General features: G+C 67.6%; 21 protein-coding genes, 2 tRNA genes and 1 pseudogene. 9 read left to right on the top strand and 15 right to left on the bottom strand.

Annotated features, from left to right (window positions below; all coding sequences use genetic code 11):
- The 3 genes from AC0LPE_RS08985 to AC0LPE_RS08975 form a co-directional block, all read right to left on the bottom strand.
- The gene (locus tag AC0LPE_RS08985) at nucleotides 1-2,190 is read right to left on the bottom strand and encodes an acyl-CoA dehydrogenase family protein (RefSeq protein ID WP_490606050.1); all 2,190 of its coding nucleotides are present in this window, start codon (nucleotides 2,188-2,190) and stop codon (nucleotides 1-3) included.
- Nucleotides 2,191-2,222: 32 nt separating this feature from the next.
- Nucleotides 2,223-3,386: a steroid 3-ketoacyl-CoA thiolase gene (locus AC0LPE_RS08980; RefSeq protein WP_064063327.1), complete on the bottom strand. Its 1,164-nt coding sequence runs from the start codon at nucleotides 3,384-3,386 to the stop codon at nucleotides 2,223-2,225.
- A gap of 117 nt (nucleotides 3,387-3,503) precedes the next feature.
- A complete protein-coding gene (locus AC0LPE_RS08975) occupies nucleotides 3,504-4,121 on the bottom strand; it encodes a TetR/AcrR family transcriptional regulator (RefSeq protein ID WP_490606049.1) in 618 nt (205 codons plus the stop codon).
- 202 nt (nucleotides 4,122-4,323) lie between these two features.
- On the opposite strand from AC0LPE_RS08975, the gene AC0LPE_RS08970 reads away from it, so the two are divergent.
- Complete coding sequence (locus AC0LPE_RS08970) at nucleotides 4,324-5,244, top strand: 3-oxoacyl-ACP reductase (RefSeq protein WP_016934638.1); 921 nt, start codon at nucleotides 4,324-4,326, stop codon at nucleotides 5,242-5,244.
- Nucleotides 5,245-5,277: 33 nt separating this feature from the next.
- Nucleotides 5,278-6,021, top strand: a complete 744-nt coding sequence (locus AC0LPE_RS08965; RefSeq protein WP_106200081.1) for an SDR family NAD(P)-dependent oxidoreductase — start codon at nucleotides 5,278-5,280, stop codon at nucleotides 6,019-6,021.
- A gap of 75 nt (nucleotides 6,022-6,096) precedes the next feature.
- Here the strand turns inward: AC0LPE_RS08965 and AC0LPE_RS08960 are convergent, their stop codons facing one another.
- Nucleotides 6,097-7,197: an Rv3169 family protein gene (locus AC0LPE_RS08960; RefSeq protein WP_064063325.1), complete on the bottom strand. Its 1,101-nt coding sequence runs from the start codon at nucleotides 7,195-7,197 to the stop codon at nucleotides 6,097-6,099.
- Nucleotides 7,198-7,201: 4 nt separating this feature from the next.
- Nucleotides 7,202-8,347 (bottom strand): phosphotransferase family protein, encoded by a 1,146-nt coding sequence (locus AC0LPE_RS08955; RefSeq protein ID WP_490606048.1) that lies wholly within the window; start codon nucleotides 8,345-8,347, stop codon nucleotides 7,202-7,204.
- A 112-nt stretch (nucleotides 8,348-8,459) separates the two neighbouring features.
- Here AC0LPE_RS08955 and AC0LPE_RS08950 point away from each other — a divergent pair, with 112 nt between their 5' ends.
- Nucleotides 8,460-8,729 (top strand): hypothetical protein, encoded by a 270-nt coding sequence (locus AC0LPE_RS08950; protein WP_064063323.1) that lies wholly within the window; start codon nucleotides 8,460-8,462, stop codon nucleotides 8,727-8,729.
- Here AC0LPE_RS08950 and AC0LPE_RS08945 read toward each other — a convergent pair.
- The 6 genes from AC0LPE_RS08945 to AC0LPE_RS08920 all read right to left on the bottom strand — a co-directional run bounded on the left by AC0LPE_RS08945 (nucleotide 8,726) and on the right by AC0LPE_RS08920 (nucleotide 15,020).
- Entirely contained in the window at nucleotides 8,726-10,318 is a 1,593-nt protein-coding gene (locus AC0LPE_RS08945; protein WP_490606332.1) for an acyl-CoA synthetase, read from the bottom strand. The two genes, AC0LPE_RS08950 and AC0LPE_RS08945, sit on opposite strands and share 4 nt — an antisense overlap.
- Before the next feature lie 180 nt (nucleotides 10,319-10,498).
- Entirely contained in the window at nucleotides 10,499-11,776 is a 1,278-nt protein-coding gene (gene clpX / locus AC0LPE_RS08940; protein WP_490606047.1) for an ATP-dependent Clp protease ATP-binding subunit ClpX, read from the bottom strand.
- Nucleotides 11,777-12,006: 230 nt separating this feature from the next.
- A complete protein-coding gene (locus tag AC0LPE_RS08935) occupies nucleotides 12,007-12,669 on the bottom strand; it encodes an ATP-dependent Clp protease proteolytic subunit (RefSeq protein ID WP_016691867.1) in 663 nt (220 codons plus the stop codon).
- A gap of 46 nt (nucleotides 12,670-12,715) precedes the next feature.
- Nucleotides 12,716-13,342 carry an ATP-dependent Clp protease proteolytic subunit gene (locus AC0LPE_RS08930; protein ID WP_016691866.1) on the bottom strand — a complete coding sequence of 209 codons (627 nt, stop codon included), beginning with the start codon at nucleotides 13,340-13,342 and terminating at the stop codon, nucleotides 12,716-12,718.
- Between the two features lie 142 nt (nucleotides 13,343-13,484).
- Nucleotides 13,485-14,870 (bottom strand): trigger factor, encoded by a 1,386-nt coding sequence (tig, locus tag AC0LPE_RS08925; RefSeq protein ID WP_490606046.1) that lies wholly within the window; start codon nucleotides 14,868-14,870, stop codon nucleotides 13,485-13,487.
- 73 nt (nucleotides 14,871-14,943) lie between these two features.
- Nucleotides 14,944-15,020 (bottom strand) — tRNA-Pro (locus AC0LPE_RS08920).
- A gap of 140 nt (nucleotides 15,021-15,160) precedes the next feature.
- On the opposite strand from AC0LPE_RS08920, the gene AC0LPE_RS08915 reads away from it, so the two are divergent.
- The 6 genes and pseudogenes from AC0LPE_RS08915 (at nucleotide 15,161) to AC0LPE_RS08890 (ending at nucleotide 20,882) form a co-directional block, all read left to right on the top strand.
- Nucleotides 15,161-15,234 (top strand) — tRNA-Gly (locus AC0LPE_RS08915).
- Between the two features lie 607 nt (nucleotides 15,235-15,841).
- The gene (locus AC0LPE_RS08910; RefSeq protein WP_490606045.1) at nucleotides 15,842-16,999 is read left to right on the top strand and encodes a carboxylate-amine ligase; all 1,158 of its coding nucleotides are present in this window, start codon (nucleotides 15,842-15,844) and stop codon (nucleotides 16,997-16,999) included.
- Between the two features lie 73 nt (nucleotides 17,000-17,072).
- Nucleotides 17,073-18,220: pseudogene (locus AC0LPE_RS08905) on the top strand (zinc-dependent alcohol dehydrogenase).
- Nucleotides 18,221-18,231: 11 nt separating this feature from the next.
- Nucleotides 18,232-18,807, top strand: a complete 576-nt coding sequence (locus tag AC0LPE_RS08900) for a hypothetical protein (protein ID WP_160876444.1) — start codon at nucleotides 18,232-18,234, stop codon at nucleotides 18,805-18,807.
- Nucleotides 18,808-18,926: 119 nt separating this feature from the next.
- Nucleotides 18,927-20,033 carry a wax ester/triacylglycerol synthase domain-containing protein gene (locus tag AC0LPE_RS08895; protein WP_088897375.1) on the top strand — a complete coding sequence of 369 codons (1,107 nt, stop codon included), beginning with the start codon at nucleotides 18,927-18,929 and terminating at the stop codon, nucleotides 20,031-20,033.
- A gap of 54 nt (nucleotides 20,034-20,087) precedes the next feature.
- The gene (locus AC0LPE_RS08890) at nucleotides 20,088-20,882 is read left to right on the top strand and encodes a DUF1542 domain-containing protein (protein WP_490606044.1); all 795 of its coding nucleotides are present in this window, start codon (nucleotides 20,088-20,090) and stop codon (nucleotides 20,880-20,882) included.
- A 34-nt stretch (nucleotides 20,883-20,916) separates the two neighbouring features.
- Here the strand turns inward: AC0LPE_RS08890 and AC0LPE_RS08885 are convergent, their stop codons facing one another.
- The 4 genes from AC0LPE_RS08885 to AC0LPE_RS08870 form a co-directional block, all read right to left on the bottom strand.
- The gene (locus AC0LPE_RS08885; RefSeq protein WP_016691859.1) at nucleotides 20,917-21,714 is read right to left on the bottom strand and encodes an Fpg/Nei family DNA glycosylase; all 798 of its coding nucleotides are present in this window, start codon (nucleotides 21,712-21,714) and stop codon (nucleotides 20,917-20,919) included.
- Nucleotides 21,715-21,717: 3 nt separating this feature from the next.
- A complete protein-coding gene (locus AC0LPE_RS08880; protein WP_016691858.1) occupies nucleotides 21,718-22,197 on the bottom strand; it encodes a ribose-5-phosphate isomerase in 480 nt (159 codons plus the stop codon).
- 30 nt (nucleotides 22,198-22,227) lie between these two features.
- Nucleotides 22,228-23,343 carry a dimethylsulfone monooxygenase SfnG gene (gene sfnG / locus AC0LPE_RS08875; RefSeq protein WP_026061069.1) on the bottom strand — a complete coding sequence of 372 codons (1,116 nt, stop codon included), beginning with the start codon at nucleotides 23,341-23,343 and terminating at the stop codon, nucleotides 22,228-22,230.
- A 210-nt stretch (nucleotides 23,344-23,553) separates the two neighbouring features.
- On the bottom strand, nucleotides 23,554-24,768 hold the full coding sequence (locus AC0LPE_RS08870; protein WP_145691839.1) for an SfnB family sulfur acquisition oxidoreductase: 1,215 nt from the start codon (nucleotides 24,766-24,768) through the stop codon (nucleotides 23,554-23,556).
- Between the last annotated feature and the right edge of the window lie 14 nt (nucleotides 24,769-24,782).

Raw genomic sequence — 24,782 nt, 5'->3', positions numbered from 1 at the left:
TCACTTTCCGGGTTCGGGATCGCGGGGCAGGCCGAGAAGCCGCTCACCGATGATGTTGAGCTGGACATTGGTCGTCCCGCCGGCGATGGACATGCACTGCACGTTGAGGAACATGTGGGTGGCCGAGGCGCGGTCCTGGTCGTCGAGCAGAGAGGCCGGGCCGGCCCAGTCCATCGCGGTCTCCCAGACCTGCTGGAGGTGCTCGACACCGAGCAGCTTGGCGACGGAGGACTCGGGACCGGGCTGCGCACCGGCCAGGGAGCGCAGCGCGGTGCGCAGACCCATGAGGCCACCGGACGCGGCATCGCCGAGCACCTTGCCGAGGACGGTGAGCTGTTCGTCGTCCGGCCCGCCGGGGGTGTTCTCCGCCAGCGTCGCCAGAGCCTCGCAGCCGGCTCCGAAGGAGGAGTCGTGGGAGAGGGAGACACGTTCGTTGGCGAGGGTGGTGCGGGCGAGCTTCCACCCGTCGCCCGGCTCACCGACGAGGCACTCGTCGGGCACGAACACACCGTCGAGGAACACCTCGTTGAACAATGCCTCGCCGGTGATCTCCCGCAGTGGCCGGATATCGAGACCCTCGGTGTTCTTGATGTCGATCAGGAAGTAGGACAGGCCCTTGTGCTTGGGTACGTCCATGTCGGTGCGGGCGAGGCAGATGCCCCAATCCGCAACGCGCGCCATCGACGTCCACACCTTCTGGCCGTCGAGTTTCCATCCACCGTCGACCTTGACGGCCTTCGTGGACAGACCCGCGAGGTCCGATCCGGCGCCGGGCTCGGAGAACAGCTGGCACCACACGAGATCCCCGCGCAGCGACTGCGGGACGAAGCGCTCGATCTGGTCGGTGCTGCCGTGTGCGATCAGGGTCGGCACCACCCAGTTGCCGATGATCATGTCGTGCGGTTCGAGGCCGGCGGTCCGCAGTTCCTCGGCGACGACGAGCTGCGTGACGGCGTCGGCGGCCTTGCCCCACGGTGCGGGCAGATGCGGAGCGGTGTATCCCTTCTCGGCCAGATACGCCTTGCGTGCCGCCCCCTCGAGCGAGGTGGCCGGCTCGAGCTCTGCGCGGATGTCGGCACGGATCTCTTCGGCCTCGGCCGGCAGGTCGACACTCAGCACACGGCGGGCACCGCCGAGCGTGAGACGGGCGACCCGGCGGCGCCAGGATGCCGTGGAGCCGAGCAGCAGGCGAAGCGACTGAGCGCGTCGCATGTACAGATGGGCGTCGTGCTCCCAGGTGTAGCCGATGCCGCCGAGCACCTGGATGCAGTTCTTGGTGACCTGGAAGGCCGCTTCCGGGGCGATGGACGCCGCCACGGCGACGGCGAGCGACGCCTCGTCCTCGGGTGCCTTCTCGTCGAGTGCTCGCGCGGCATCCCATGCCACGACGCGCGCCTGCTCGGTGAGGCAGAGCATTCGGGCGACGGTGTGCTTGACGCCCTGGAACTGGCCGATGACCCGTCCGAACTGCTTGCGGACCCGTGCGTAGTCCGCCGCGGTGGTGGTGGCCCGGTCCGCGAGGCCGGCCGACTCGGCGGCGAACAGCGTGGCGGCGATATCCACGACCCGCTGCGAGTCCAGTCGCAGCACATCGCCGTCGGACAGGTCCAGGCCGTCCACGGTGATCTCGGCGTTCCGTCGGACCACGTCGTAGCTGGGCAGGTGCGCGACGTCGACCCGATCACGCGTGACGACGACGAACGCCGTCTCGCCGTCGTCGTCGGCCGCGAGCAGGAGCACATCGGCGACCTGGCCGCCGAGCACGACACCCGAGGTGCCCGAGAGGGTGACGGAGTCGCCCTCTCGCACGACTCGCATGTCCCCCGGCTGCAGGGACACCGCACCGAACAGCGATCCGTCCGCGAGTCCGTCGAGTTCGGTACGACGCCCCGCCTCGTTCAGGACCGCCGAGACGATCACGGTCGGAAGGAACGGGCCGGGCACCATCGATCGCCCGAGTTCCTCGGCGACGATCGCGGTTCCGAGCAGGCCGAATCCGGCACCTCCCACCTCTTCCGGTAGGTGCAGTCCGAGCATGCCGAGTTCGGCGAGCGAACTCCAGTAGGGCGGGCGCGCTTCGGTTTTCGCTTCGACAGCCGTGCGGATCACGTCGGCTGTCGCGTGCCGAGCCGCCCAGCCGCGTACGGAATCGCGGATTTCGCGGTCCTCGCCACTCAATCCCAGAGTCATGAACGGTCCTTTGGATAGAAGAATGTCCGACGTCAGATGCGCTCGATGATGGTGGCGGTGGCCATGGCGCCACCCGCACACATCGTGACCAGCGCCGTGGAACGGTTCGAACGCTCGAGTTCGTGCAGGGCAGTGGTGATCAGCCGGGATCCCGTGGAACCGACGGGATGTCCGAGCGCGATGGCACCGCCGTTGACGTTGACCTTGCTCATGTCGGCTCCGTGGACCTGGGCCCAGGACAGCACGACGGAGGCGAAAGCTTCGTTGATCTCGACGATGTCGATGTCCGACAACGACATTCCGGTTCGATCGAGCACCGCGCGGGTCGCGTCGACGGGGCCGTCGAGGTGGTAGTACGGGTCGGAACCGATCAGGGTCGACGCGAGGATGCGCGCACGCGGCCGCAGACCGGCTTCGCGTGCCTTGTCCTCGCTCATCAGCAGCACCGCGGCGGCACCGTCGCTGACCTGGGAGGAGTTGCCCGCGGTGTGGATTCCGTTCTCGATCACCGGACGGAGACCGGCAAGCCCTTCTGCGGTGGTCTCGCGGAGCCCACCGTCGCGGGTCACGGTCGCGATCTCACCGGTGGGCTCGCCTTCCTTCGTCACGACGGGCGCCTGCACCGGGACGATCTCGCGGTCGAAGCGGCCTTCCGCCCAGGCGGCCGCGGCGCGCCGCTGCGACTCGAGCCCGAGGGCGTCGACGTCGTCGCGCTTGATCCCGCGCTTCGCGGCGATCCGCTCGGCGGAGGTGAACTGGTCACCCATGTCGATGGACCAGTCGTCCGGATAAGGGTTTCCGGTGCCCGGTGCGTTGGCCTGACCGAGGAATACCCGGCTCATGACCTCGACGCCGCACCCGATTCCGGCATCGATCTGACCGGACGCGATCAGTCCGGCGACCATATGGACGGCCTGCTGCGACGAACTGCACGCGCAGTCGATGGTCGTCGCAGCGGTCGTGTACGGAAGTCCCGCGTGGAGCCACGCCTGGCGGGTCACGTTGTTGGACTGCTCCCCCGCCTGCGTGACCGCGCCTCCGACGATCTGGCCGACCTGATCGGCGGGCAGTCCGGTGCGGTCGAGAACGGCCTTCTGGGCGGCACCGAGCAACACCGCGGGATGCACCCCGGCCAGCTGTCCGCGGCGACGACCGATCGGTGTCCGCGCGGCCTCCACGATGACGACGTTGCTCATGCCCACTCCCAGCTCTTCGAGGATATTGAAATTTATTCTAGTGACGCAGACCGCAGATTTCCGAGCCGTCCCACCGAGCGGGACAGCCCTTGCGGATTCGATTCCCGGGCCTGCCCGTCAGCGCACGCCGGCGGACAGATCCACGAGCAGAAGGTCGCACGCGACACGCAGGTCGGATTCGACCTCGGGGATCGACATCCGGCCGTTGAGCGCCGATCGGACGAGCCCGAACCACAGCGCCACCATCAATCGCACGACGGTCACGTCACGAACGGTCGGCTCGTCGATACCCGCGGCGGCCAGGAGCCGTCCGTCGAAGTGCCGATCGATCTTCGCCACATCGGGAATGGTGGCGGCGTTCGACGAGGCGGCGGACTGGATCATCGCGTTGGCCAGCAGCGGTGCTCGCACCAGCGCCCGAGTGGCCTGCAGCAACGCGTCGTAGACCGCGTCCGCGGGCGCAGCGGACGGACGCGAACGTCTGGAGAGATGAATACCCATGCGGTCGATCTGGTCCACCATGACCGCGACGAACAGATGCGTCTTGGACGGGAAGTACCGATAGAGGGTGCCGATGGCGACCCCGGCAAGTTCGGCGACCTCCTGCATCCGAACCCGCTCGAGCTCCTTCTCGGCACCCAGTTGCGCTGCGGCATCGATGATCCTGCCGTACCGCGCGTGCTGCTCGGCCGAGTTCGGCTCGGCCGCATCCCGCACTTCCGCAAGTCTCGGCATGCTCGACTCCTCCCCTTCGTGATCGGTCGGCACCCACCCGTCGTCGGCGACGAACGTTCCAGGTGGAACAGGTCGGGGTCCACCCGATCCCATCCAGCGGGACCGTGTCGACAGTCGAATCGCACACACCCGCAAACTAGAATGAATACTAATTCAGCCGCGGAATGATGACGGACCACGGCGACCGAACAGGAGACGAAGCATGGGTGAATCTGTGAGCCTGACCGGGCGTGCCGCGGTCGTGACCGGTGCCGGAGCGGGCCTGGGGCGGGCCGAGGCCCTCGCCCTCGCCGCAGCGGGTGCCGCCGTCGTCGTCAACGACATGGGCGACGCGGCACACGAGGTCGCAGAGGAGATCGTCGCCACCGGCGGCCGGGCCATCGCGGTGACCGGCGATGTGTCCGACTGGTCTCTCGGAAGCCGTCTCGTCGAGGAGTCCGTCAAGGCCTTCGGATCCTTCGACATCCTCGTCAACAATGCGGGCATCATCCGCGACAAGATGATCTTCAACCTGACCGAGTCCGACTGGGACGACGTGATCCGGGTCCACCTCAAGGGTCACGCCGCCACATCGCACGCCGCCGCGGTGCACTGGCGCCAGGCGAGCAAGGCAGCCGGCGGACCGGTCTACGGTCGTATCGTCAACACCTCGTCGGAGGCCTTCCTGTTCGGTTCGGCCGGGCAGCCGAACTATTCCGCCGCGAAGGCCGGAATCACGGCGCTCACCCTGTCCACGGCTCAAGGGCTGGCCCGCTACGGAGTCACCGCGAACGCGATCTGCCCCCGCGCACGCACCGCGATGACCGCCGAGGCATTCGGTGAAGCCGACGGCACGACCGGACTCGATCCGCTGGCCCCCGAGCGTGTCGGCACTCTGGTGAGTTATCTCGCCTCCCCGGCCTCCGCGGAGATCACCGGGCAGGTGTTCGTCGTCTACGGCAAGATGGTCGCGCTCATGGCCTCACCGAAGGTCGAGAACCGTTTCGACGCGGCCGGTTCGGCTTTCACGGTCGAGGAACTCGACGAGCAGCTTTCCTCGTATTTCGCCGGTCGTGGCCCGTACGAGACCTACGCTGCATACAGCATCGCGGAACTCGAGAAGGTCGCACTGGCCGTCGACTGACCACCCGGCACCGCACGACGAAGGGAACACGGCATGAGGCTTGCAGGCAAGGTTGCGATCGTCACCGGCGGCGCCGGAGGAATCGGGCGCGGCATCGTCCGGGCGTTCGCGGAAGAGGGCGCACGGGTCCTGTTCGTCGACATCGACCGGTCCGCGGGCGAGGCACTCGAAGCCGAACTCGGCGGAGCCGGGAAGTTCTCGTACGCGGACATCTCCGAGGAGTCGGCCGCCGAGACGATCGTCGCCACCGCCGTCGAACAGTTCGGCAAGGTCGACGTACTCGTCAACAATGCGCACGTCTCGAGGCAGGCGCCCCTGCTGGAAACCACGCAGGACATGCTCGACCTGTCGTTCGGCACGGGCTTCTACCCGACATTCCGGTTGATGAAAGCAGCACACGCCCAGCTCGCCGCGAACAAGGGCTCGGTGATCAACTTCGCATCAGGAGCCGGCATCGAAGGAAGCGTGACGCAGAGTTCGTACGCGGCCGCCAAGGAAGCGATCCGGGCGATCAGCCGGGTCGCGGCAAACGAGTGGGCCGCGGACGGCATCAACGTCAACGTCGTCTCTCCTCTGGCGTTGACCGAGGGCATCGAGGCGTACATCGCGGCCCACCCCGGCGTCGAGCAGGCACTCCTGGCGAAGACGCCGATGCACCGTTTCGGCGACCCGCAGGCCGACGTCGGCCGGGTCGCAGTCTTCCTGGCCAGCGACGACGCGTCCTACATGACCGGTCAGACGCTCATGGTCGACGGTGGGACCATCAAGCTGCGTTGACCGGACATCCGCCTGAGGACGACAGCACCTCCGACCGCAGCCTGCTCGGTCGGAGGTGCTCGTGGCCGACAGTCGCTACGGCGCCATGTCCGTCCAGCCGACGAAACCGGACGGGTCGTGCCGTCCCATGACCGCGTGCTCGAACATCCCCCAACCGACCTGCCCGTCGATCGTCGCTCGTGCGATGTGATCGATCGTCGAATACGGCAACCGGCCGTGGAACTCCGCAGTGGTGGTATCCACCACCGACGCGGACGACCAGTTCTCTCCGCGCCACTCACCGTGCGTCCATTCGGGGTCGCCGCCGTATCCGGCACCGTGGCTCAGAGAGATGAACCCGAGGTTCTCCACCTCGACGACCAGGGGCTTCCCCTCCGGCGTGGTGAGGTGGATGCGCGCGGATTCGGGGTGCCGCGTGCCGCTGCGGTAGTTCACCTCGAGGCGCGGCCACCCGAGCTGCTCGACGCGACCGTCGGGGAAGACGCGTGTGGCGTGATTGAGCGTGCGATGGCCGTCGGACGATTCCTGGACGATCACCATGAGTGCGAAGTCGTCGAATCGCAGAGGGGCGTACGTCCAGTAGTGCCCACCGCGGTTCTCGTATGTCCAGCGTCCCTGCGGATCCGGCTCCCCCACCGGGCGGATGCCCCACGAGCGATCGCGCGTACCCATCCAGGTGTCCGGGTCGACCGTGAAGTCCTTGCCCTGCACGCAGATGCTGCCCGACCAGCTCCCGACCTGAGCGAATCGGGAGGCGTCCAGGATGGGGCGCGGACCCGACATCAGGATGTGCGCCTCTTCGAGTACCGCGGGGAACGACCCGTCCCAGGTGAGGTCACAGGACAGCTCGTCGTGTTCGCAGACGACGCGAATCCTCTGCAAGGGTTCGATCACCTCGAGCCGGTACCCACCGACCGCGCTCTCCATGGACCGCTCCCCGAGAGCGCCGGAGAACCGGACCGCTACCTGGGAATCCCCGTGCCGAACCGTGACGAAGGCGTCGACCACACCCAGATTCGGGTAGACGCCGAAACCGGTGATGAGGTAGATCGAGCCCGTACGGTCATGGGCGTTGAAATAGTTGCGGTCGTAGAAGTTCCGGTCGGTGGACGCCACCCGTCCCATCGACAGCGGTGACTGGTGCACCGGAAATTCGTCGAGCGGAGCTGGTTTCATCGGGTCACTTCTCCCACTCGTAGGATTCGTCGAGCATGCGCGCGAGCATGTCGCGGTGGAGGACGTACGCGTCCGGGTCGTCGTGTGGTTCCACCTCACCGAAGTGGATACGCCGGCGCTCGATCTGCGACATCACGATGCCGTGGCGCAGCGCGGCGTACACGAGGTAGAAGTCGAGGTCGCGCACCTCGACTCCGGCGGCCTTCTCGTATTCCGCCACCACGTCGGAACGTCGGAGGAAATTCGGGAGGCCGGGGAACGAGAACTGTTCGGCGATGTCCTGGAAGATGCGGTGGAAACAGATGAACCAGCCGAGGTCCAGCTCCCGGGGCGCGAGCGCAGCCGACTCCCAGTCCAGCACCGCTACGGGAGTCGTGCCGTCGTACATGATGTTCCCGATCCGGGCGTCGCCCCAGCACAGCACGTCGGACGACGGTTCGGCAGGCCAGTGGGCGTCGAGCCAGTCGAATGCCCTCTCCAGCACCGGGATGCGCAGACCGTCTTCGCGACGCGTCCATTCGTAGTAGGCGCGTTCGTTCTCGAAGTGCCGTCGCAGTCCCGACAGTCCGTTCGTCCCGGCGAGCGACGGAATCCGCGAGGCCGGATCGTCGACGGCGTGGATCGCCGCCAGCACTCGCACGCTGGCCTTCTCCAGTGCCGCGCGCTCGTCGTCGTTCGTCTCGTAGAGCCAGCCGCCGAAGACGTACGGCGGATTGTCCACCGGCACATCGCCTTCGGCACGTTCCATGACGAGAAAGGGACGGCCGAGCGGACCCGAGGAGGACTCCACCCACCGCACCGCGGGCACCGGCACCGCGCCGTGATCGCGCACCGCGGCCATGACGTCGAACTGACGCTGCAGGTCGTAGCCGGGAAACACCGGGAACGCCGTCTCCTCGGGCGCGAGCCGGACGACCAGGTGTTCCGTCTGCTGCTGCCCGTTACGGCCCCAGTCGAGATCGAACAGGACGGAGATGCTGGACATGCCGGAGTGGGTCGGGCGGGTCACGTTGTACACCCGCGGGGCTTCCGTCGCCCCTACACGCTCGCCGAGCCAGTCCTGCAACTGCTCGCGCAGCGCATCGAGATCGGTCTCGGTGGTCTTGATCTCCTGTTCCGCGCCTTCCGGTACCACACCGTCCGTAGCCATCCATGCCTCCAGTTCTCTCTACGAAACGAGCCCGATCGTCCCCGGATTTCGGACATCCGTTCCGGTGAGCGATGTCTCGATCATCTCTCCTGCCGGAGAGCTCGAGAAGGATATGGCGACAACGGAACTCAGCGATGCGCGCACGCAGCGGCCGGACGGCGAACTGCTCCGCATCCTGCAGGCCGGTGTGCCCCGCGACGAGGTACGCACCGACCACCCGCCGCAGTTTCTCGCCGCAACGATCGGTGCGATGCACCTCTCGACCGTTCGACGCCGGAGATCCGACCCGAACGACGACGTGACCGAGATGTTCGTCCGCGCAGCGCGTTTCGCCACCGAGTCGATTGGCCCCGACCGTCATCCGGACGAGGGGTGCCGCTAACGGGACGACTCGAGTGTCGTCTTCGCCCAACGGTAGTCGGCCTTGCCGGCAGGAGAACGCACGATGTGATCCACGCCGACGACCACCCGCGGAACCTTGTAACGAGCGATGAGTCCGGCGACGTGCTCGGCCAGCTCGTCGAGCGACGGCACATCGTGCCCTTCGCGCGGCTGGATCACGGCCCCGACCCTCTGGCCGTAACGCTCGTCGTCGACACCGGCGACGAGCACATCCATGACGTCGGGATGACTCTTCACGGCCATCTCCACCTCTTCGGGGAACACCTTCTCCCCTCCCGTGTTGATACACATCGATCCGCGGCCCAGCAGGACGATCGTGCCGTCCTCCTCGACCCGGGCCATGTCACCGAGAACCGACATGCGCACGCCGTCGACGACCGAGAAAGTGGCTGCGGTCTTCGCGGGATCGCCCCAGTAGCCGAGCGGCACGTGCCCCGCGCGGGCGATGTAGCCGATCTCGCCGGAACCCGACTCGAGCGGGCGCATCCGTTCGTCGACGACACGCACGGTGGGTTTCGGGGCGATACGCATCGTCCCGTCGCCCCCGATGGCGAGTTCGCCGTCCGTACCGGACTCCGACGAACCGAAATTGTCGCGCACCATGACGTTCGGGAGCAACGAGGACAACTGTTCGCGAACGCTGCGAGAGAACAGCGCACCACCGGAGCCCACCACGAACAGCGAGGTGAGGTCGTACTCGGATCCGTGCTCGGAGATCGCGCCGGCGAGGGGGCGGGGCATGGCGTCGCCGACGATGGTCATCGTCATCACCCGCTCGCGTTGAATGAGACCGAGCACCTCCACGGGGTCGAAGCCCCGCATCAGCACCTGCGCCGTCCCGAGACAGAAGCCACTGAACATGCTGTACACGGCAGCACCGTGGATGAGGGGCGCGGTGAGCATCCAGGTCATCTCCGGCATCTGTGCGGCCGCGGCCGCCACTGCGGCGGCATCGGCGTGAGGCTCGCCGAACGGATTCCCGCCCGACAGCGCCGCGTGGAAGAAGTCCTCGTGCCGCCACATCACGCCCTTCGGCAGCCCCGTCGTCCCCCCGGTGTAGATGATGAACAGATCGTCGCCGCTACGCGCCGGGAAGTCGCGCTCGGCGGACTCTCCGGCCGTCGCCTTGCCGAAGTCGACGGCGGTGACCTCGCCCCATTCCACGTCGGCGACCGATCCGACGGTGACGACGTGCCGCACCGTGGGTGTTCGCGGCAGCACCGCAGTGGTGGTGCCGGCGAACTCGCCGTCGGCGATCACGGCGACGAGTTCCGCGTTGTCGAACAGATAGGCCAGCTCGGCGTCGACGTACCGGAAGTTGATGTTGATCGGTACGGCGCGGATCTTGAGGCAGGCCAGGAGCGACTCGACGAACTCCGTGCTGTTGCGCATGTACAGGCCGACGTGATCGCCCGTGCCCACCCCTGCACCGGCGAGGTGGTGGGCGAGCCGGTTCGCACCGGCGTCGAGTTCTCGATAGGTGAGCCGTTCGTCCCCGCACACGATCGCCGTGCGATCGGGGACGGCGTCGACGATCGCTTCGAACAGGTCCGCGAGGTTGAGCGACAACGGGATTCCTTCCGACACAGTGACTCGAGGTGCGGTCAAGGTGCCACCTCCCGAGCCGAGTGATGTCCGCCACTCCCGGTCAGTGGGAACAGCGAAGATCACACCTACTGTGTGGGAGAACGACGAACGCCCCGACACTGTCCGTGCCGGGGCGTTCGTGGAATCGTGGGTGTCGCGTGTTCAGGCGCTCTTGTCGCGGCGCTCCCGATCGGCCTTGCGCGGAACGATCGTCGGGAGCACGTTGTCGTTCACGGTCTCGGCGGTGACCACGACCTTGGCGACGTCGTCGCGGCTGGGGATGTCGTACATCACGGGCAGGAGCACCTCCTCCATGATGGCGCGGAGACCGCGGGCGCCGGTGCCACGGAGGATCGCCTGGTCAGCGACTGCTTCGAGTCCGTCCTGGGAGAACTCGAGTTCGACGCCGTCCATCTCGAAGAGGCGCACGTACTGCTTGACCAGAGCGTTCTTCGGCTCCGACAGGATCTGGACGAGCGATTCCTTGTCGAGATTGGTCACCGACGCGAGGATCGGCAGGCGGCCGATGAACTCGGGGATCAGACCGAACTTGATGAGGTCCTCGGGCATGACGTCGGCGAAGTGGTCGGTGGTGTCGATCTCTGCCTTCGACCGCACCTCGGCGCCGAAGCCGATGCCGCGCTTGCCGACGCGGTCGGAGACGATCTTCTCGAGACCCGCGAATGCACCCGCCACGATGAACAGCACGTTCGTGGTGTCGATCTGGATGAACTCCTGGTGCGGATGCTTGCGACCACCCTGCGGCGGGACGGATGCCTGGGTGCCTTCGAGGATCTTCAGCAGCGCCTGCTGCACGCCCTCGCCCGACACGTCGCGAGTGATCGACGGGTTCTCGCTCTTGCGGGCGATCTTGTCGACCTCGTCGATGTAGATGATGCCGGTCTCGGCGCGCTTGACGTCGTAGTCGGCGGCCTGGATGAGCTTGAGGAGGATGTTCTCGACGTCCTCACCGACGTAGCCGGCCTCCGTCAGTGCGGTGGCGTCGGCGATGGCGAAGGGCACGTTGAGCATCTTCGCGAGCGTCTGCGCGAGGTAGGTCTTGCCACAACCGGTGGGGCCGAGAAGCAGGATGTTGGACTTCGCGAGTTCGACCGTCTCACCGCGGGAGTCGCGGCCCTTGTCGCCGGCCTGGATGCGCTTGTAGTGGTTGTAGACCGCCACGGCCAGCGTGCGCTTGGCGTCGTCCTGGCCGATCACGTAGTTGTCGAGGAAGTCGCGGATCTCGGCCGGCTTGGGCAGCTCGTCGAGCTTGACCTCGCTGGTCTCGGCCAGCTCCTCCTCGATGATCTCGTTGCAGAGATCGATGCACTCGTCGCAGATGTAGACACCGGGGCCCGCAATGAGCTTCTTGACCTGCTTCTGGCTCTTTCCGCAGAAGGAGCACTTGAGCAGATCTCCGCCGTCACCGATACGTGCCATCAGTCAGGTCCCTACTTCCTCGTGTGCGTGCAACCGGTCCCGCAACCACCACACGGGGCGGTCCCGGGGAGCGGGCCCTTTGATCGACCGTACCCGGATGTCGGCGCGCAGGTCGACCGGTTCTGCGCGTTTCCGGTCATATTTGTACACCACAACATGTGTCGGCGATCACAGTCCCGGCGTCGGTGGTTCCGGAAGGCACCGTGCCTTCCGGAACCACCTGCGACGTTCTACTTCTGGGCCGAGAGCTTGCGGTACTCGAGGACCCGGTCGATCAGACCGTATTCGACTGCCTGCTCCGCCGTGAGGATCTTGTCCCGATCGGTGTCCTTGCGGATCTGCTCGGGATCCTTACCGGTGTGCTTCGAGAGCGTGTTCTCCATGAGGGTACGCATGCGCTCGATCTCGGCGGCCTGGATCTCGAGGTCGGAGACCTGCCCCTGGATGCCACCCGTCGCGGGCTGGTGGATGAGCACGCGAGCGTTGGGCAGCGCCAGACGCTTGCCCGGGGTGCCGGCGGCGAGCAGGACGGCCGCGGCGGACGCCGCCTGGCCGAGGCACACCGTGGTGATGTCGGCGCGGACGTACTGCATGGTGTCGTAGATCGCCATGAGCGAGGTGAACGAACCACCCGGCGAGTTGATGTACATGGTGATGTCGCGGTCGGGATCGAGCGACTCGAGCACCAGCAGCTGGGCCATCACGTCGTTGGCGGACGCGTCGTCGACCTGGACGCCGAGGAAGATGATGCGCTCTTCGAACAGCTTGTTGTACGGGTTGGATTCCTTGACGCCGTAGCTCGAGTGCTCGATGAACGACGGGAGGATGTAGCGGCTCGCGGGCGAGGCAGGAGCGGCGCCGCCGAGCTGACGCGGATCGAACATGTTGGTCATCGCTTCTCCAAGAATTCGGTGGTGTGAGGGCAGATCGGGCCGGGACCTAGTTGGCGGTGCCGCCGGCCTGCTGCGCCCGGGAGACGACGTGGTCGACGAAGCCGTATTCGAGCGCCTGCTGCGCCGTGAACCAGCGGTCGCGGTCGGAGTCCTTGGTGATCTGCTCCACCGACTGGCCCGTGTGCTCCGCGATGAGCTCGGCCATCTCGCGCTTGGTGTGTGCGAACTGCTCCGCCATGATCGCGATGTCGCTCGCCGTACCACCGATGCCTGCGGACGGCTGGTGCATCATGATCCGCGCGTGCGGGAGTGCGTAACGCTTGCCCTTGGTGCCGGCGGAGAGCAGGAACTGACCCATCGAGGCGGCAAGGCCCATCGCGAAGGTCGCGACATCGCACTCGACGAACTTCATCGTGTCGTAGATCGCCATACCGGCGGTGACCGAACCGCCCGGCGAGTTGATGTACAGGGAGATGTCGCGGGTGGGGTCCTCGGCCGACAGCAGAAGGATCTGCGCGCACAGCTTGTTCGCGATGTCGTCGTCGACCTGGGTGCCCAGGAAGATGATGCGCTCGCGGAGCAGGCGTTCGTACACCGAGTCGCTGAGGTTCAGCCCAGCGGTGGCCGAGGTCATCGCGGGACCGATGGATGTCGCCGGATTCTGAGGAGTCACGGGTACCTGCCTTCTCGTCGATCGTGGGTTGCTGACACTGACACTAACGAAACGGGGCGGCACCGGATGCCCGGTGCCGCCCCTCTTCGCTGAAAGCGGAAATTCGTGCCCCTGGGGTTTCGAATCTCCATGGGTCGTCCGACTACTCGGAAGCCGAGTCCTCGGTGGTCTCCGCCTCGGCGTTCTCGCCCTCGGCGTCGTCGTCGTTCTTGGTGCCGAACAGCTCGCTGGTGTCGACGGTCGCACCCGTGGTGTCGGTCACGGTGGCGCGATCGACGACGGTGCCGAGCGCCTTGCCGCGGCGGACGTCGGCGAAGACGGCGCCGAGCTGGTTGGCCTGGCTGATCTGCTGGATGAACTGCTCCGGCGGGATGCCGTAGCGCTGCGCCTGGAAGAAGATGCGCTCGGTCAGCTCCTGCTGCTCGACCGTGGTGTTCTCCGCCTCGGCGATCGCGTCGAGGAGCAGCTGGGTCTTCACCGAACGCTCGGCGGACTCGCGTGCTTCCTTGTCGAACTCCTCGCGGCTCGTACCCTGGGCCTCGAGCAGCTCGTTCAGCTTGGTCTCGTCGTGATCGAGCTCGTGGATCGCGTCGTGCAGCGCGCTGTCGACCTCGGCCTGGACGGCGGCCTCGGGGACCGGGATCTCGACGGTCTCGAGGAGAACTTCGAGGACCTTGTCGCGGATCTGGCCGGCCTGCTCGACCTGCTTGACGCGCTGGACGCGCTCGCGGAGGTCGGCCTCGAGCTCGCCGATGGTGTCGAACTCGCTCGCGAGCTGCGCGAACTCGTCGTCGGCCTCGGGCAGCTCGCGCTGCTTGACGGTGTTGACCTTGACGGTGACGACGGCTTCCTTACCGGCGTACTCACCGGCGAGCAGCGTGGAGGTGAACTCCTTGGACTCGCCGGCGGACAGGCCGATGATCGCCTCGTCCAGGCCGTCGATGAGCTGGCCGGAGCCGACCTCGTGCGACAGGCCCTCGGTGGCGGCCTCGGGAACCTCGTTGCCGTCGACCGTCGCGGAGAGGTCGATGGAGACGAAGTCGCCGTCCTGCACCGGACGCTCGACGCCCGTGAGGGTGCCGAAGCGCTGACGCAGCGACAGCAGCTGCTCGGCGATGTCCTCGTCGGTGATCTCGACGGGATCGACGGTGACGGCGATCTCGGAGAAATCGGGGAGGGTGATCTCGGGACGGACGTCGACCTCGGCGGTGAACGCCAGCTCGACGTTGTCCTCGAGCTTGGTGACGTCGATCTCGGGCTGGCTGATGACCTTGACGTCGTTCGCGGTCACGGCTTCGCTGTAGCGGCTCTGGATGGCCTCGTTGATGACCTGGTCCAGAACGGCGCCGCGGCCGACGCGGGCCTCGAGGATCTTGCGAGGAGCCTTACCGGGGCGGAAGCCCGGGATGCGGACCTGGCCGGCGAGGGCCTTGAAAGCGCGGTCGAAATCAGGCTGGAGCTCCTCGAAGGGCACCTCAACATTGATACGGACTCGCGTCGGGCTCAGCTGCTCGACGGTGCTCTTCACGGACATGCTCCTTCTGTCGTGCTCTCTTGTCGGTCGTTCGTGTCACTACTGAGCGCGCTGACGCTGTTCGATCTGGTCGGGATGACAGGATTCGAACCTGCGACCCTCCGCTCCCAAAGCGGATGCGCTACCAAGCTGCGCCACATCCCGGTCGTGAAGGCACCGCATCCGACCCGCGGGACCCATCGCAGAATCCTACGGCCCCCCGATTATGAAATCCAAAGCGAGGTCCGGTACAGTCACATCTCGCAAGCCGCAGCACCGGTCGACACCGGCGCCGCAGCCGCAACGGGGATGTAGCTCAATGGTAGAGCCCCAGTCTTCCAAACTGGCTACGCGGGTTCGATTCCCGTCATCCCCTCCACGGAGGAAGCCCGCCGGGTGCACACAGCACCGGCGGGCTTCGTCGTTCCGGACCGTCGCCGACGTCCGGTTTCCGGCAGGTGACATGCACATTCCTGGACACATGGTCCCGAGGGGTGTCATCATGCCGTCGAGGTTGAGAAGCAGCCCCACCACAGGTCGTCCGAATGCGACCTCGGCTGCAGTCCACTTCGGTTCGACTCGCGTCGGCCTCGGTCCTCGCCCTTCTCGTCCGGCCCCGTCTCGTCCGGCCCGCCCATCCGCATTCCGACGACCGCACGAACCACCGCGTCGTGATTCCTCGTCGCGTCCCTCCCGTGGACGCGACCGCGAACGGGTGGGGCGTCGTCGGATGACACCGCAGGGGGGTGTCGAGGGACCGGCCTCGCCCCACCTCCGGCCGGCCGGAGTCGGGAACGACTCCGGTCGGTCCCTCTCCCCCATCGAATGCCGTTCTCCGGTGTGAAATCCGAGTATCGTCGTCTCACCCCCGTAGGTCAGCGGTCGGTCGAGAAGGCGCCGGCGTCACCGACGGCGCCGGCTGTACCGACGGCGCCTCGCTATGCAGGGAGGCAACGATGCCTCGGCGCCACAGACCGACTCCGGACATGCCCCCGACCTCCGCTCCGACCGTCGGCGTCGAGGAGGAGTTCTTCCTCGTCGACCCGACCTCCGAACGGCTCACCACGAGCAACGACCTCGTCGTGGCCACAGCCGCCCGGCTCGGACTCGACATGGACTACGAGCTCAAACGCATCCAGGTCGAGGTGAACACACCGGTCTGCCGCAGCTCGGCCGAGTTGCGTGCGCGTGTCGTCGAGGGCCGGACCATCGCAGCCGCGGCCGCGCGGGAGGCGCACGTGGGTCTGCTCGCGTCGGGTGTGTCGCCCACGCTCCAACAGCTCGCGTCCGTGACGGATGTGCCGCGCTACCGGACGATGGCCGAGCGGTACGGACGTCTCGTCGAGGAGCAGGAGGTCTGCGGCTGCCACGTCCACGTCGGTGTTGCGGACCGCGAAACCGCCGTCCTGGTGTGCAATCACGTCCGGGTGTGGTTGCCCACCCTGCTGGCCGCGACGGCCAACTCGCCCATCCATCGGGGCCGCGACACCGGGTACGCCAGTTGGCGGGCGATCATGGCCTCCCGCTGGCCGTGCGCGGGTCCTCCCCCGCGGTTCACGTCGGCGGAGCACTACGACGCGATCGTCGCCATGATGATCGAGAGCGGCAACATCCTCGATCCGGGCATGGTCTATTGGGACGTGCGTCCCTCGGCGCATCTGCCTACCGTCGAGATCCGGGTGAGCGACGTGCCGGCGACGGTCGACGAGACTGTTCTCCTGGCGATGCTCGTCCGCGCGCTCGTCGCCACCGCCGAACGAGAGGTCCGGGCGGGCATCACTGCTCCTCCGGTCGCCGACGAGGTCGTCCACGCCGCGTACCTGTGCGCTGCTCGCGAGGGGCCGACCGGACGTGCCGTCGACGTGTTCACCGGACGGCCCGCCACCGCGCAACAGTCGTTCCGCGCTTTCCTCCGATACATCCGCCCACAACTCGAGGCGACCGGCGACCACCGGTGCGCGGCGGCGATGTGGGAGACGATCCTCGCCCGCGGCACCGGGGCGATGCTGCAGCGACGCGCGTTCGCCCGCCGTCACGCCGTCGCCGACGTCGTCGACGCACTGCACCGCGCGTTCGTCGACGGACCGCAGACTCCTCCCCTGTCCGGCGGCGCCCACCCCGCCCCGGACGTTCCGGCGCTCTGATCCCGCGACCTGCCGTTCGGAGGTCCTTCCCTCGGGTATTCGCGACCACACGAGCCACGACGAGGGAGCACGTGTGCGCGCGATGGTCTATCGCGGCCCGTATCGGGTCCGCGTCGAAGAGAAGGACATTCCCCGGATCGAGCATCCCAACGACGCCATCGTGCGCGTCGAGTTGGCGGCGATCTGCGGTTCCGACCTGCACCTCTACCACGGGATGATGCCCGACACCCGCGTCGGTACGACCTTCGGCCACGAGTTCGTCGGGGTGGTCCACGAGGTCGGTCCGTCGGTGCAGAGCCTGGAACCCGGCGACCGCGTCATGGTCCCGTTCAACGTCTTCTGCGGGTCGTGCTTCTTCTGCGCGCGCGGCCTGTATTCGAACTGCCACAACGTCAACCCCAACGCCACCGCGGTCGGTGGCATCTACGGCTCCTCGCACACCTGCGGCGGCTACGACGGTGGCCAGGCCGAGTTCGTGCGGGTGCCGTTCGCCGACGTCGGTCCCACCGTCGTGCCCGACTGGATGGACGGCGAGGACGCTCTGATGCTCACCGACGCCCTGGCGACCGGCTACTTCGGTGCCCAACTGGGCGACATCGTCGAGGGCGACACGGTCGTGGTCTTCGGCGCCGGCCCGGTGGGCCTGTACGCGGCGAAGTCCGCCTGGTTCATGGGGCCGGCCGGGTCATCGTGATCGACCATCTCGAGTACCGGCTGGAGAAGGCCCGCACCTTCGCACACGCCGAGACCTACAACTTCGCGGAGTACGACGACATCGTCGTCCATCTGAAGAAGATCACCGGCCATCTCGGGGCGGACGTCGCCATCGACGCCGTCGGCGCGGAGGCCGACGGGAACTTCCTGCAGCACGTCACCGCCGCGAAGCTGAAGATGCAGGGTGGCTCGCCGGTCGCGCTGAACTGGGCCATCGACGGTGTCCGTAAGGGCGGCACCATCTCGGTGATGGGCGCCTACGGCCCGATCTTCAGTGCCGTGAAGTTCGGCGACGCGCTCAACAAGGGCCTGACGCTGCGAATGAACCAGTGCTCCGTCAAGCGCCAGTGGCCGCGGCTGTTCGAGCACGTCCGCAACGGCTACCTGAAACCGAACGACATCGTCACGCACCGCGTTCCGCTCGAACACATTGCGGAGGCCTACCACATGTTCTCGTCGAAGCTCGACGGGTGCATCAAACCGATCATCGTCGCCGACGGGAGCTGAGGAGGACCATCATGGCCTACACCGCAGACAAGCCCGAACCGCCCGAGACCCCCGACCAGCTGCGTGCCCGTATCCCCGGCTGGGGCGTCGACCTGGATCCGCGCGACCGCCCGTCGGTGCCGAAGGAACGCTTCGCGCCCGAGGCGACGGGCGCGCACTGGGACTTCCCCGAACGCCAGCCGGGACACGAGACCCGCGAACGCTCGATCGAGCACGCCTTCGTCACGCCGGTCTTCGGCACCACCGCGCCGTTGAAGGGACTGTCGGGTGTCGTGCGCAGGCACGCCTACCGCCGGTACAGCGAGGCCCGCGCCGCGCACTGGTTACTTCTGATCGGCGCCGACCGCATCGACGTCGCCGAGAGCCGGGTCCGGGCGCTGCTGCAGGGCCGCCCCGACAATCCGGTGACCGAGAGCGGACTCCGGGCGGAGATCACCGCGCACGGTGGGGCATCGCGACGTCGGAGTTCGCGGGCCGACGTCAATCACCAGTGGCTCGATCCGTTCGTCTCGGGAGCACCGTGGATCGCCGCGGCGGGTCTGGGCGCAGTGGCCGTCGGACGTTGGAGAGGACGAGCGCGGCGGTGAGGACCGGCATGTGGGGACATCCCGAATCCAGCAACGACATGTCACCTTTTCGACTCGATAGTGCAAAGCGAGAGTCATGCGCGGGTGTGTGTCGTTCACGATATGAGACCGTCCCTGTTGTGAAGGACACCTCCGACGACCTCGCCCGGGACTGCTCCCCCGGCTCCTCGGTCGTCGCCGCCGTCCTTCTCGACGCCACCCCCGACTGGGATCGGGTCGCGGCGGTGCTCGCGCCGGGCAACCACGAGTCGCCGAGCTTCCGGCACCGCGTGGTGGAACTTCCGTTCGGCCTCGACCCGCCGCGCCGTACCGGGCATCCGGACTCGGATCCGCCCTGGCATCTCGAGCGGGTCGAGCTGCCCGCCCCGGCGAGTTTCGAGGAGGTGCTCGCCTACGCCCGCACCGCACCCGAGCCCTCGGGACTCGGGCACCCGCGCTGGGAACTGACCCTGCTCGACGGCCTCGACGGCGGCCAGTCGGCACTGGTGATCCGCCTGCGCCATCTCGGCTCCGTGCCGGCTCCCGGGCAGTCCGACTCCATGTTGTCGTGGGCGAAATCGGTGTCCGAGCAGAGCGCCGAGTCGTTCCGCACCGCCGCGCACGTGTTCACGTCGCTGGGCACCGGATTGATCAATGCCCTGCTCGGACGCACCGGCGACCGCGAGGAGCCCGCACCCCGCGCGCCGCGACTGCACGTGCTCGACGCGGATCTCGCCGCCCTGCGTCACGCCTGCGAACGCGCGGGCTGTCGCGTGTCGAGCGGGTTCTCCGCCGCGATGCTCCTCGCGTGCAGCGAGTACCGCCGTCGACACGGCCGCTCGATCGACGGCCTGCGCGTCGTCGTGCCCGGGCCGGACGGCGGAGCGGTGGCCATGGCACCCGAGGACGAGACGGAGATCCACGCGATGGACGCGGTCGATCTCATGCGACGCATCGACATCTCGTTCCCGTCCTCCGCCGGAGCACAGGCCGACATCGCCGTCGGTCCGCGGGACGTGGTGGTGTCCACGCTCCCGGGTTCCCACGCACCGCTCTACGTCGGTGGCGCGAAGATCGAGCGGTACTACGGCTTCGGCGCGGCCGACGGCGCAATGATGACCGCGTCGGCGATGTCCTACCGCGACACCTGCTGCATGGGCCTGGCGGTGGACCCCACGGTCCTCCCCAACCGCGATTCGTTCGATTCCTGCCTGCAGGAAGGGATGCGCGCGGTCCTCGGGGAGTGACTCCCCGCGTCGGTACGCTGGAGAACAGGACCCTCCCCACCGGAAGGATCGGCCGTGGAACTTCTGCTCATCCTCGCCGCCGTCGGTGCCGTGGTGTACTTCGTCTCCCGCTCCCAGAAGAGCACCACCCGTCACCGCACCGTCACCCTCGACGACGCCAAGGCCGACGCACGGCAGGCGATCGAGCGTCTCGGCGGCCAGATCTACAACCTGACCGGCACCGACGACGCCTCACGCCAAGCGCTGGCGGACGCATCCGAGCGCTTCACCGCCGCCGGCTCCCAGATCGAGCAGGCGAACTCGCCGATGCAGGCGCGTCTCGCGAAACAGACCGCGCTCGAAGGTCTGTACTACATCCGCGCCGCGCGCCTGGCGATGGGCATGGACCCGGGTCCGGAGATCCCGACGCTCGACGGACAGAAGTCCGCCGGCGAGGTCACCGAGAAACGCACGGTCGACTTCGAGGGACGCACCATCGCCGCGTCGCCGTCACCGTCCTCCGCGACACCGAACTACTACCCGGGCGGTCGCGTCGCGGGCCGGCCCGTCCCTGCGGGCTGGTATTCGGAGCCGTGGTGGAAGCCCGCCCTGGTGGCAGGCGCGTGGGGTGTCGGCTCGATGCTGCTCTTCTCGACGATGTTCGCCGGGATGGCCGGTGTCCCCTACGACGCGCAGGCATTCGAATCCGGCGTCGGTGATCCGTCCGCGGAGACAGGCGGGGGCGACGACTTCGGCGGTGGTGACGAATACGGCGGGGGCGACGAGTTCGGAGGCGGTGACGATTTCGGTGGCGGCGACTTCGGTCGCGGGGACGGCGGCGGATTCGATTTCGGCGGCTTCGATTTCTGAGCCGGGTCGACTGAGCCGAATCCCCTGAGTCGGGTCAGCTCGGCTGACAGACCGGGCACCAGAACAGGTTCCGCGCCTGCATGACCGAGTGCAGGACGGGAGTCCCGCAGATCCGGCAGGGTTCGCCGGCACGGCGATAGACGTACGTACGGGGTCTGTTCTTGGCGTAGGCCGGCGCGCCGTGGTCGTGTTCGGGTCGCACGACGTGCATGCGCCCGTGCTCGACACCGACGTTCATCAGCTCGACGAGGTCGGCCCAGATCGCGTCGAACTCACTGCGGGACAGCTTGTTTCCCGGACGTTCCGGATGGATGCCGTGGCGGAAGAGCACTTCGGCGCGGTAGACGTTGCCGACCCCGGCGATGACGGCCTGGTTCATGAGCAACGCCCCGATCGCGGTGCGTGATCTGCCGATGCGGCGCCACGCCCGCTCGGGATCGGCGTCGGGACGCAGCGGGTCGGGACCGAGCCGGGCCTCGATCGACTCGACCTCACCGGGGGTGAGCACCTCGCACGCCGCCGGACCACGCAGGTCGCTGCCGTGGCGCGCGCCGATCATCCGCATCCGCACCTGTCCGACCGGTTCGCCGAGCGGCAACTCGCGGTCGGTGAACTCACCGTAGATACCGAGATGCACGTGGACGGCGAGACCACCCTCGTAGTGGTGGAAGAGATGCTTGCCCCACGCGTCCGCGTGGGTCAGGACGCGTCCGTCCACGGCGGCGGCACCGTCGGCGAACCGCCCCTGCGGACTGGACACCCGCACCGGCGCACCCGAATACCACTCGTGGTGCAGCCGGGCGAGCCGGTGCAGGATGTGTCCTTCGGGCACGGATCAGGCAGGCGCGCCGGGAACCGCCGGGGCCTCGCCGGTCTTCTCGTACTCGGCGAGGATGTCGATGCGGCGCTGGTGACGCTCCTCGTTCGACCACTCGGTCGACAGGAAGGCGTCGACGATCGCGAGGGTCTCCTCGAGGCTGTGCATACGGCCACCGATGCCGATGAGCTGCGCGTTGTTGTGCTCGCGCGCAAGCTTGGCGGTGTCGACGCTCCACGCCAGGGCGCAGCGCGCACCCGGCACCTTGTTGGCGGCGATCTGCTCGCCGTTGCCGCTACCCCCGAGCACGATGCCGAGGCTGCCCTTGTCGGCGACGGTGCGCCGCGCGGCCTCGATGCAGAAGGCCGGGTAGTCGTCGAGGGCGTCGTACTCGAACGCACCGCAGTCGATCGGCTCGTGGCCGTTCTTCTTCAGGTGCTCGATGATCTCATTCTTCCGTTCGAAGCCCGCGTGGTCGGCTCCCAGGTAAACGCGCATGGGCCGAGTCTAACGAGGCCGGTCGGTGTGTCAGACGCCGACGGGTTCGCGGGCCTCCTGGGCCTCGAGTTCGCGCACGATCGGCAGCACGTTCCTGCCGAAGTACTCGACCTCCTCCTGGAAGTGCAGGAAACCGGCGAGGATCAGGTCGACGCCGCGACGACGGTATTCGACGATGCGATGTGCGATCTGCTCGGGCGTGCCGATGAGCTGGGTCTTGAAACCGTCGTTGTACTGGACGAGATCCTCGAAAGTCGAGTCCGCCCACATGCCCTTCTTGTCGCCCGTGGACGAACCGGCCTGCCGGACGGCACTGCGGAAGCCCTCGACGGCCGGCTTGTTCGCCTTCTCCACGATCTCCCGGAGGGTGTCGCGGGCCTCCTTCTCGGTGTCGCGGGCAATGATGAACCCGTTGAGCCCGATCTTCACCTCGCGGTCGTGGGCACGGGCGACCTCGCGCAGCTCGTCGATCTGGGCGGTGATGCCGTCGTAGTCCTTGCCGTTGCTGAAGTACCAGTCGGCGTAGCGACCACCGTTGGCGATGGCGGCGGTGGAGTTGCCACCCTGGAACAGCTCCGGATTCGGGCGCTCGGGGGTGTTGGCCGGCTTCGGCTTCAGTGTGAAGTCGTGGATCCGGTAGAAGTCGCCGCGGAAGTCGACCTCGTCCTCGGTCCAGATCTTGCGGAGCACCTGGAGGAACTCGGCGCTGCGCCGGTAGCGCTCGTCGTGCTCGAGCCACGGCTCACCCATGTGGGTGAACTCGTCCTTGAACCATCCGCTGACGACGTTGACCGCGAACCGGCCACCGGACAGCTGGTCGGCGGTCGCGCCGAGCTTGGCCAGCACGGCCGGCTGCCACAGACCGGGGTGGACGGCGGCGATGACCTTGAGCCGCTCGGTGGCGAGCAGCAGGGCGAGGCTGAAACTCGTCGACTCGTGCTGGAACTCCGCGCCGTAGCTGGCCTCGTACCGCACCTGGCTCAGTGCGTATTCGAAGCCGTTGTTCTCGGCCGTACGGGCGAGCTCGACGTTGTACTCGTAGTCCCAGCTCGTGCGCTGTTCGATGTCCGAGGTGACCAGACCACCACTGACGTTGGGCACCCAGTAGGCGAAAGTGGTCTGATCGGCGATGCGTTCGGTCGACATGTGTTCATCCAAGCCCGGGATCGGTCCCGCGCCCACCATAAGAATCAACGAGATCCGAACAGTGGACCGCCGGAGGCGGGTCGGAGCACACCCCGTCGGAGGCAGGTCGGAGCACACCCCGCCGGAGGCAGGTCGGAGCACACCCCGCCGGAGGCAGGTCGGAGCACACCCCGCCGGAGGCAGGTCGGAGCACACCCCGCCGGAGGCGGGTCAGAGCACGCCGTAGCGCGGCGGGTGGGTGCCGCTGAGGGTCCACCGGCCGATGTGCTGGAGCTTCCACCGGGTCGCGTCGTGCAGGGTGTGCGTGCGGGCGTCGCGCCAGTAGCGCGACAGATTCGCGGCTCCCGATGCGCTGCGGGTGCCGCCGAGTTCGAACAGGATGTTCGCCGTCTCGACGGCGGCGCGGGTCGCGGCGACCTTCGCGGTCGCGACCTCGATGGAGGCCGCGGCGGTGGTCTCTGCGGTCGGGTTCGCGCGTGCGCGGTCGACGGCCCGCCCTGCCTCCGCGAGCAGTGCCTGGGCGGCCCGGACGGTGACGGTGGCCTCTCCGGCGATCTGGACGAGCAGCGGATCGTCCACTGCTCGTTCGACATCCGCCTCGAAGTGCGGCCGTGCGCGACCTGCCTGGACGACGGCCTCGGCGAGTGCGCCGGTCGCGATACCCACGTCGATCGCCGAGTGCAGCAGCTGCGCTTGAGCGCCGTAGGTGGTGGGCGCTTCGAAGATCGGCGTGTACGGCACGACCGCCGCGTCGGGGACCTCGATGTCGTCGAGGGTGACGGTGCCGCTGGCGGTGGTGCGTTGGCCCATGCCGTCCCAGTCGTCGACGACGGTGAGTCCGGCGGTCTCGCGCCGGACGAAGGCGACGGCCTTCGGGGTCGACGCGTCGGTCGCGTCCGGGTTGTCGGCGAGGCTGGCGCGCACCGCGATCCAGTCGGCGAACAGCGCACCGGTGCTGTAGAACTTGCGGCCGGTGAGGACGTAGCCGTCGTCCCGTCGGCGCAGCACGGTGCTGTCGATGTTCACCGCACGCGATCCGCGTTCGCTCTGGGCGTTGGCGAACAGCGCCCCGTCGAGCACCTCGCCGTAGAAGAAACGCTTCTGCTCGTCGCTGCCCTGGGACCGGATCGCCTCGAGGAAGGTGAAGTGCGAGTGCGGGATCTGGGCGATGCTCGGATCCGCCGAGGCCAGGATCCGGAAGATCTCGGCGACCACTTCGTACGGAGCGGCGATGCCGCCGTATTCGGTGGGCACGGTCACCGCGAGCAGTCCGGAGGACGCGAGCGCGCGGATCTCGTCGCGCGGCAGTTCCCGTTCGGCATCACGACGTGACGCGCCGGCTGCGAACTCGTCGGCGAGCGCAGAAGCGACGCGCAGGGCCTCGCCGGTGTCTGCAAGGCGGGTCGCGGTGCGTGAGGTGGTCATCGCGTCACCTCCGG

Source organism: Rhodococcus sp. S3 (assembly GCF_058211795.1).
Note: the sequence above shows the minus strand (reverse complement) of the source record. Positions and strands in the feature narration are given on the sequence as shown.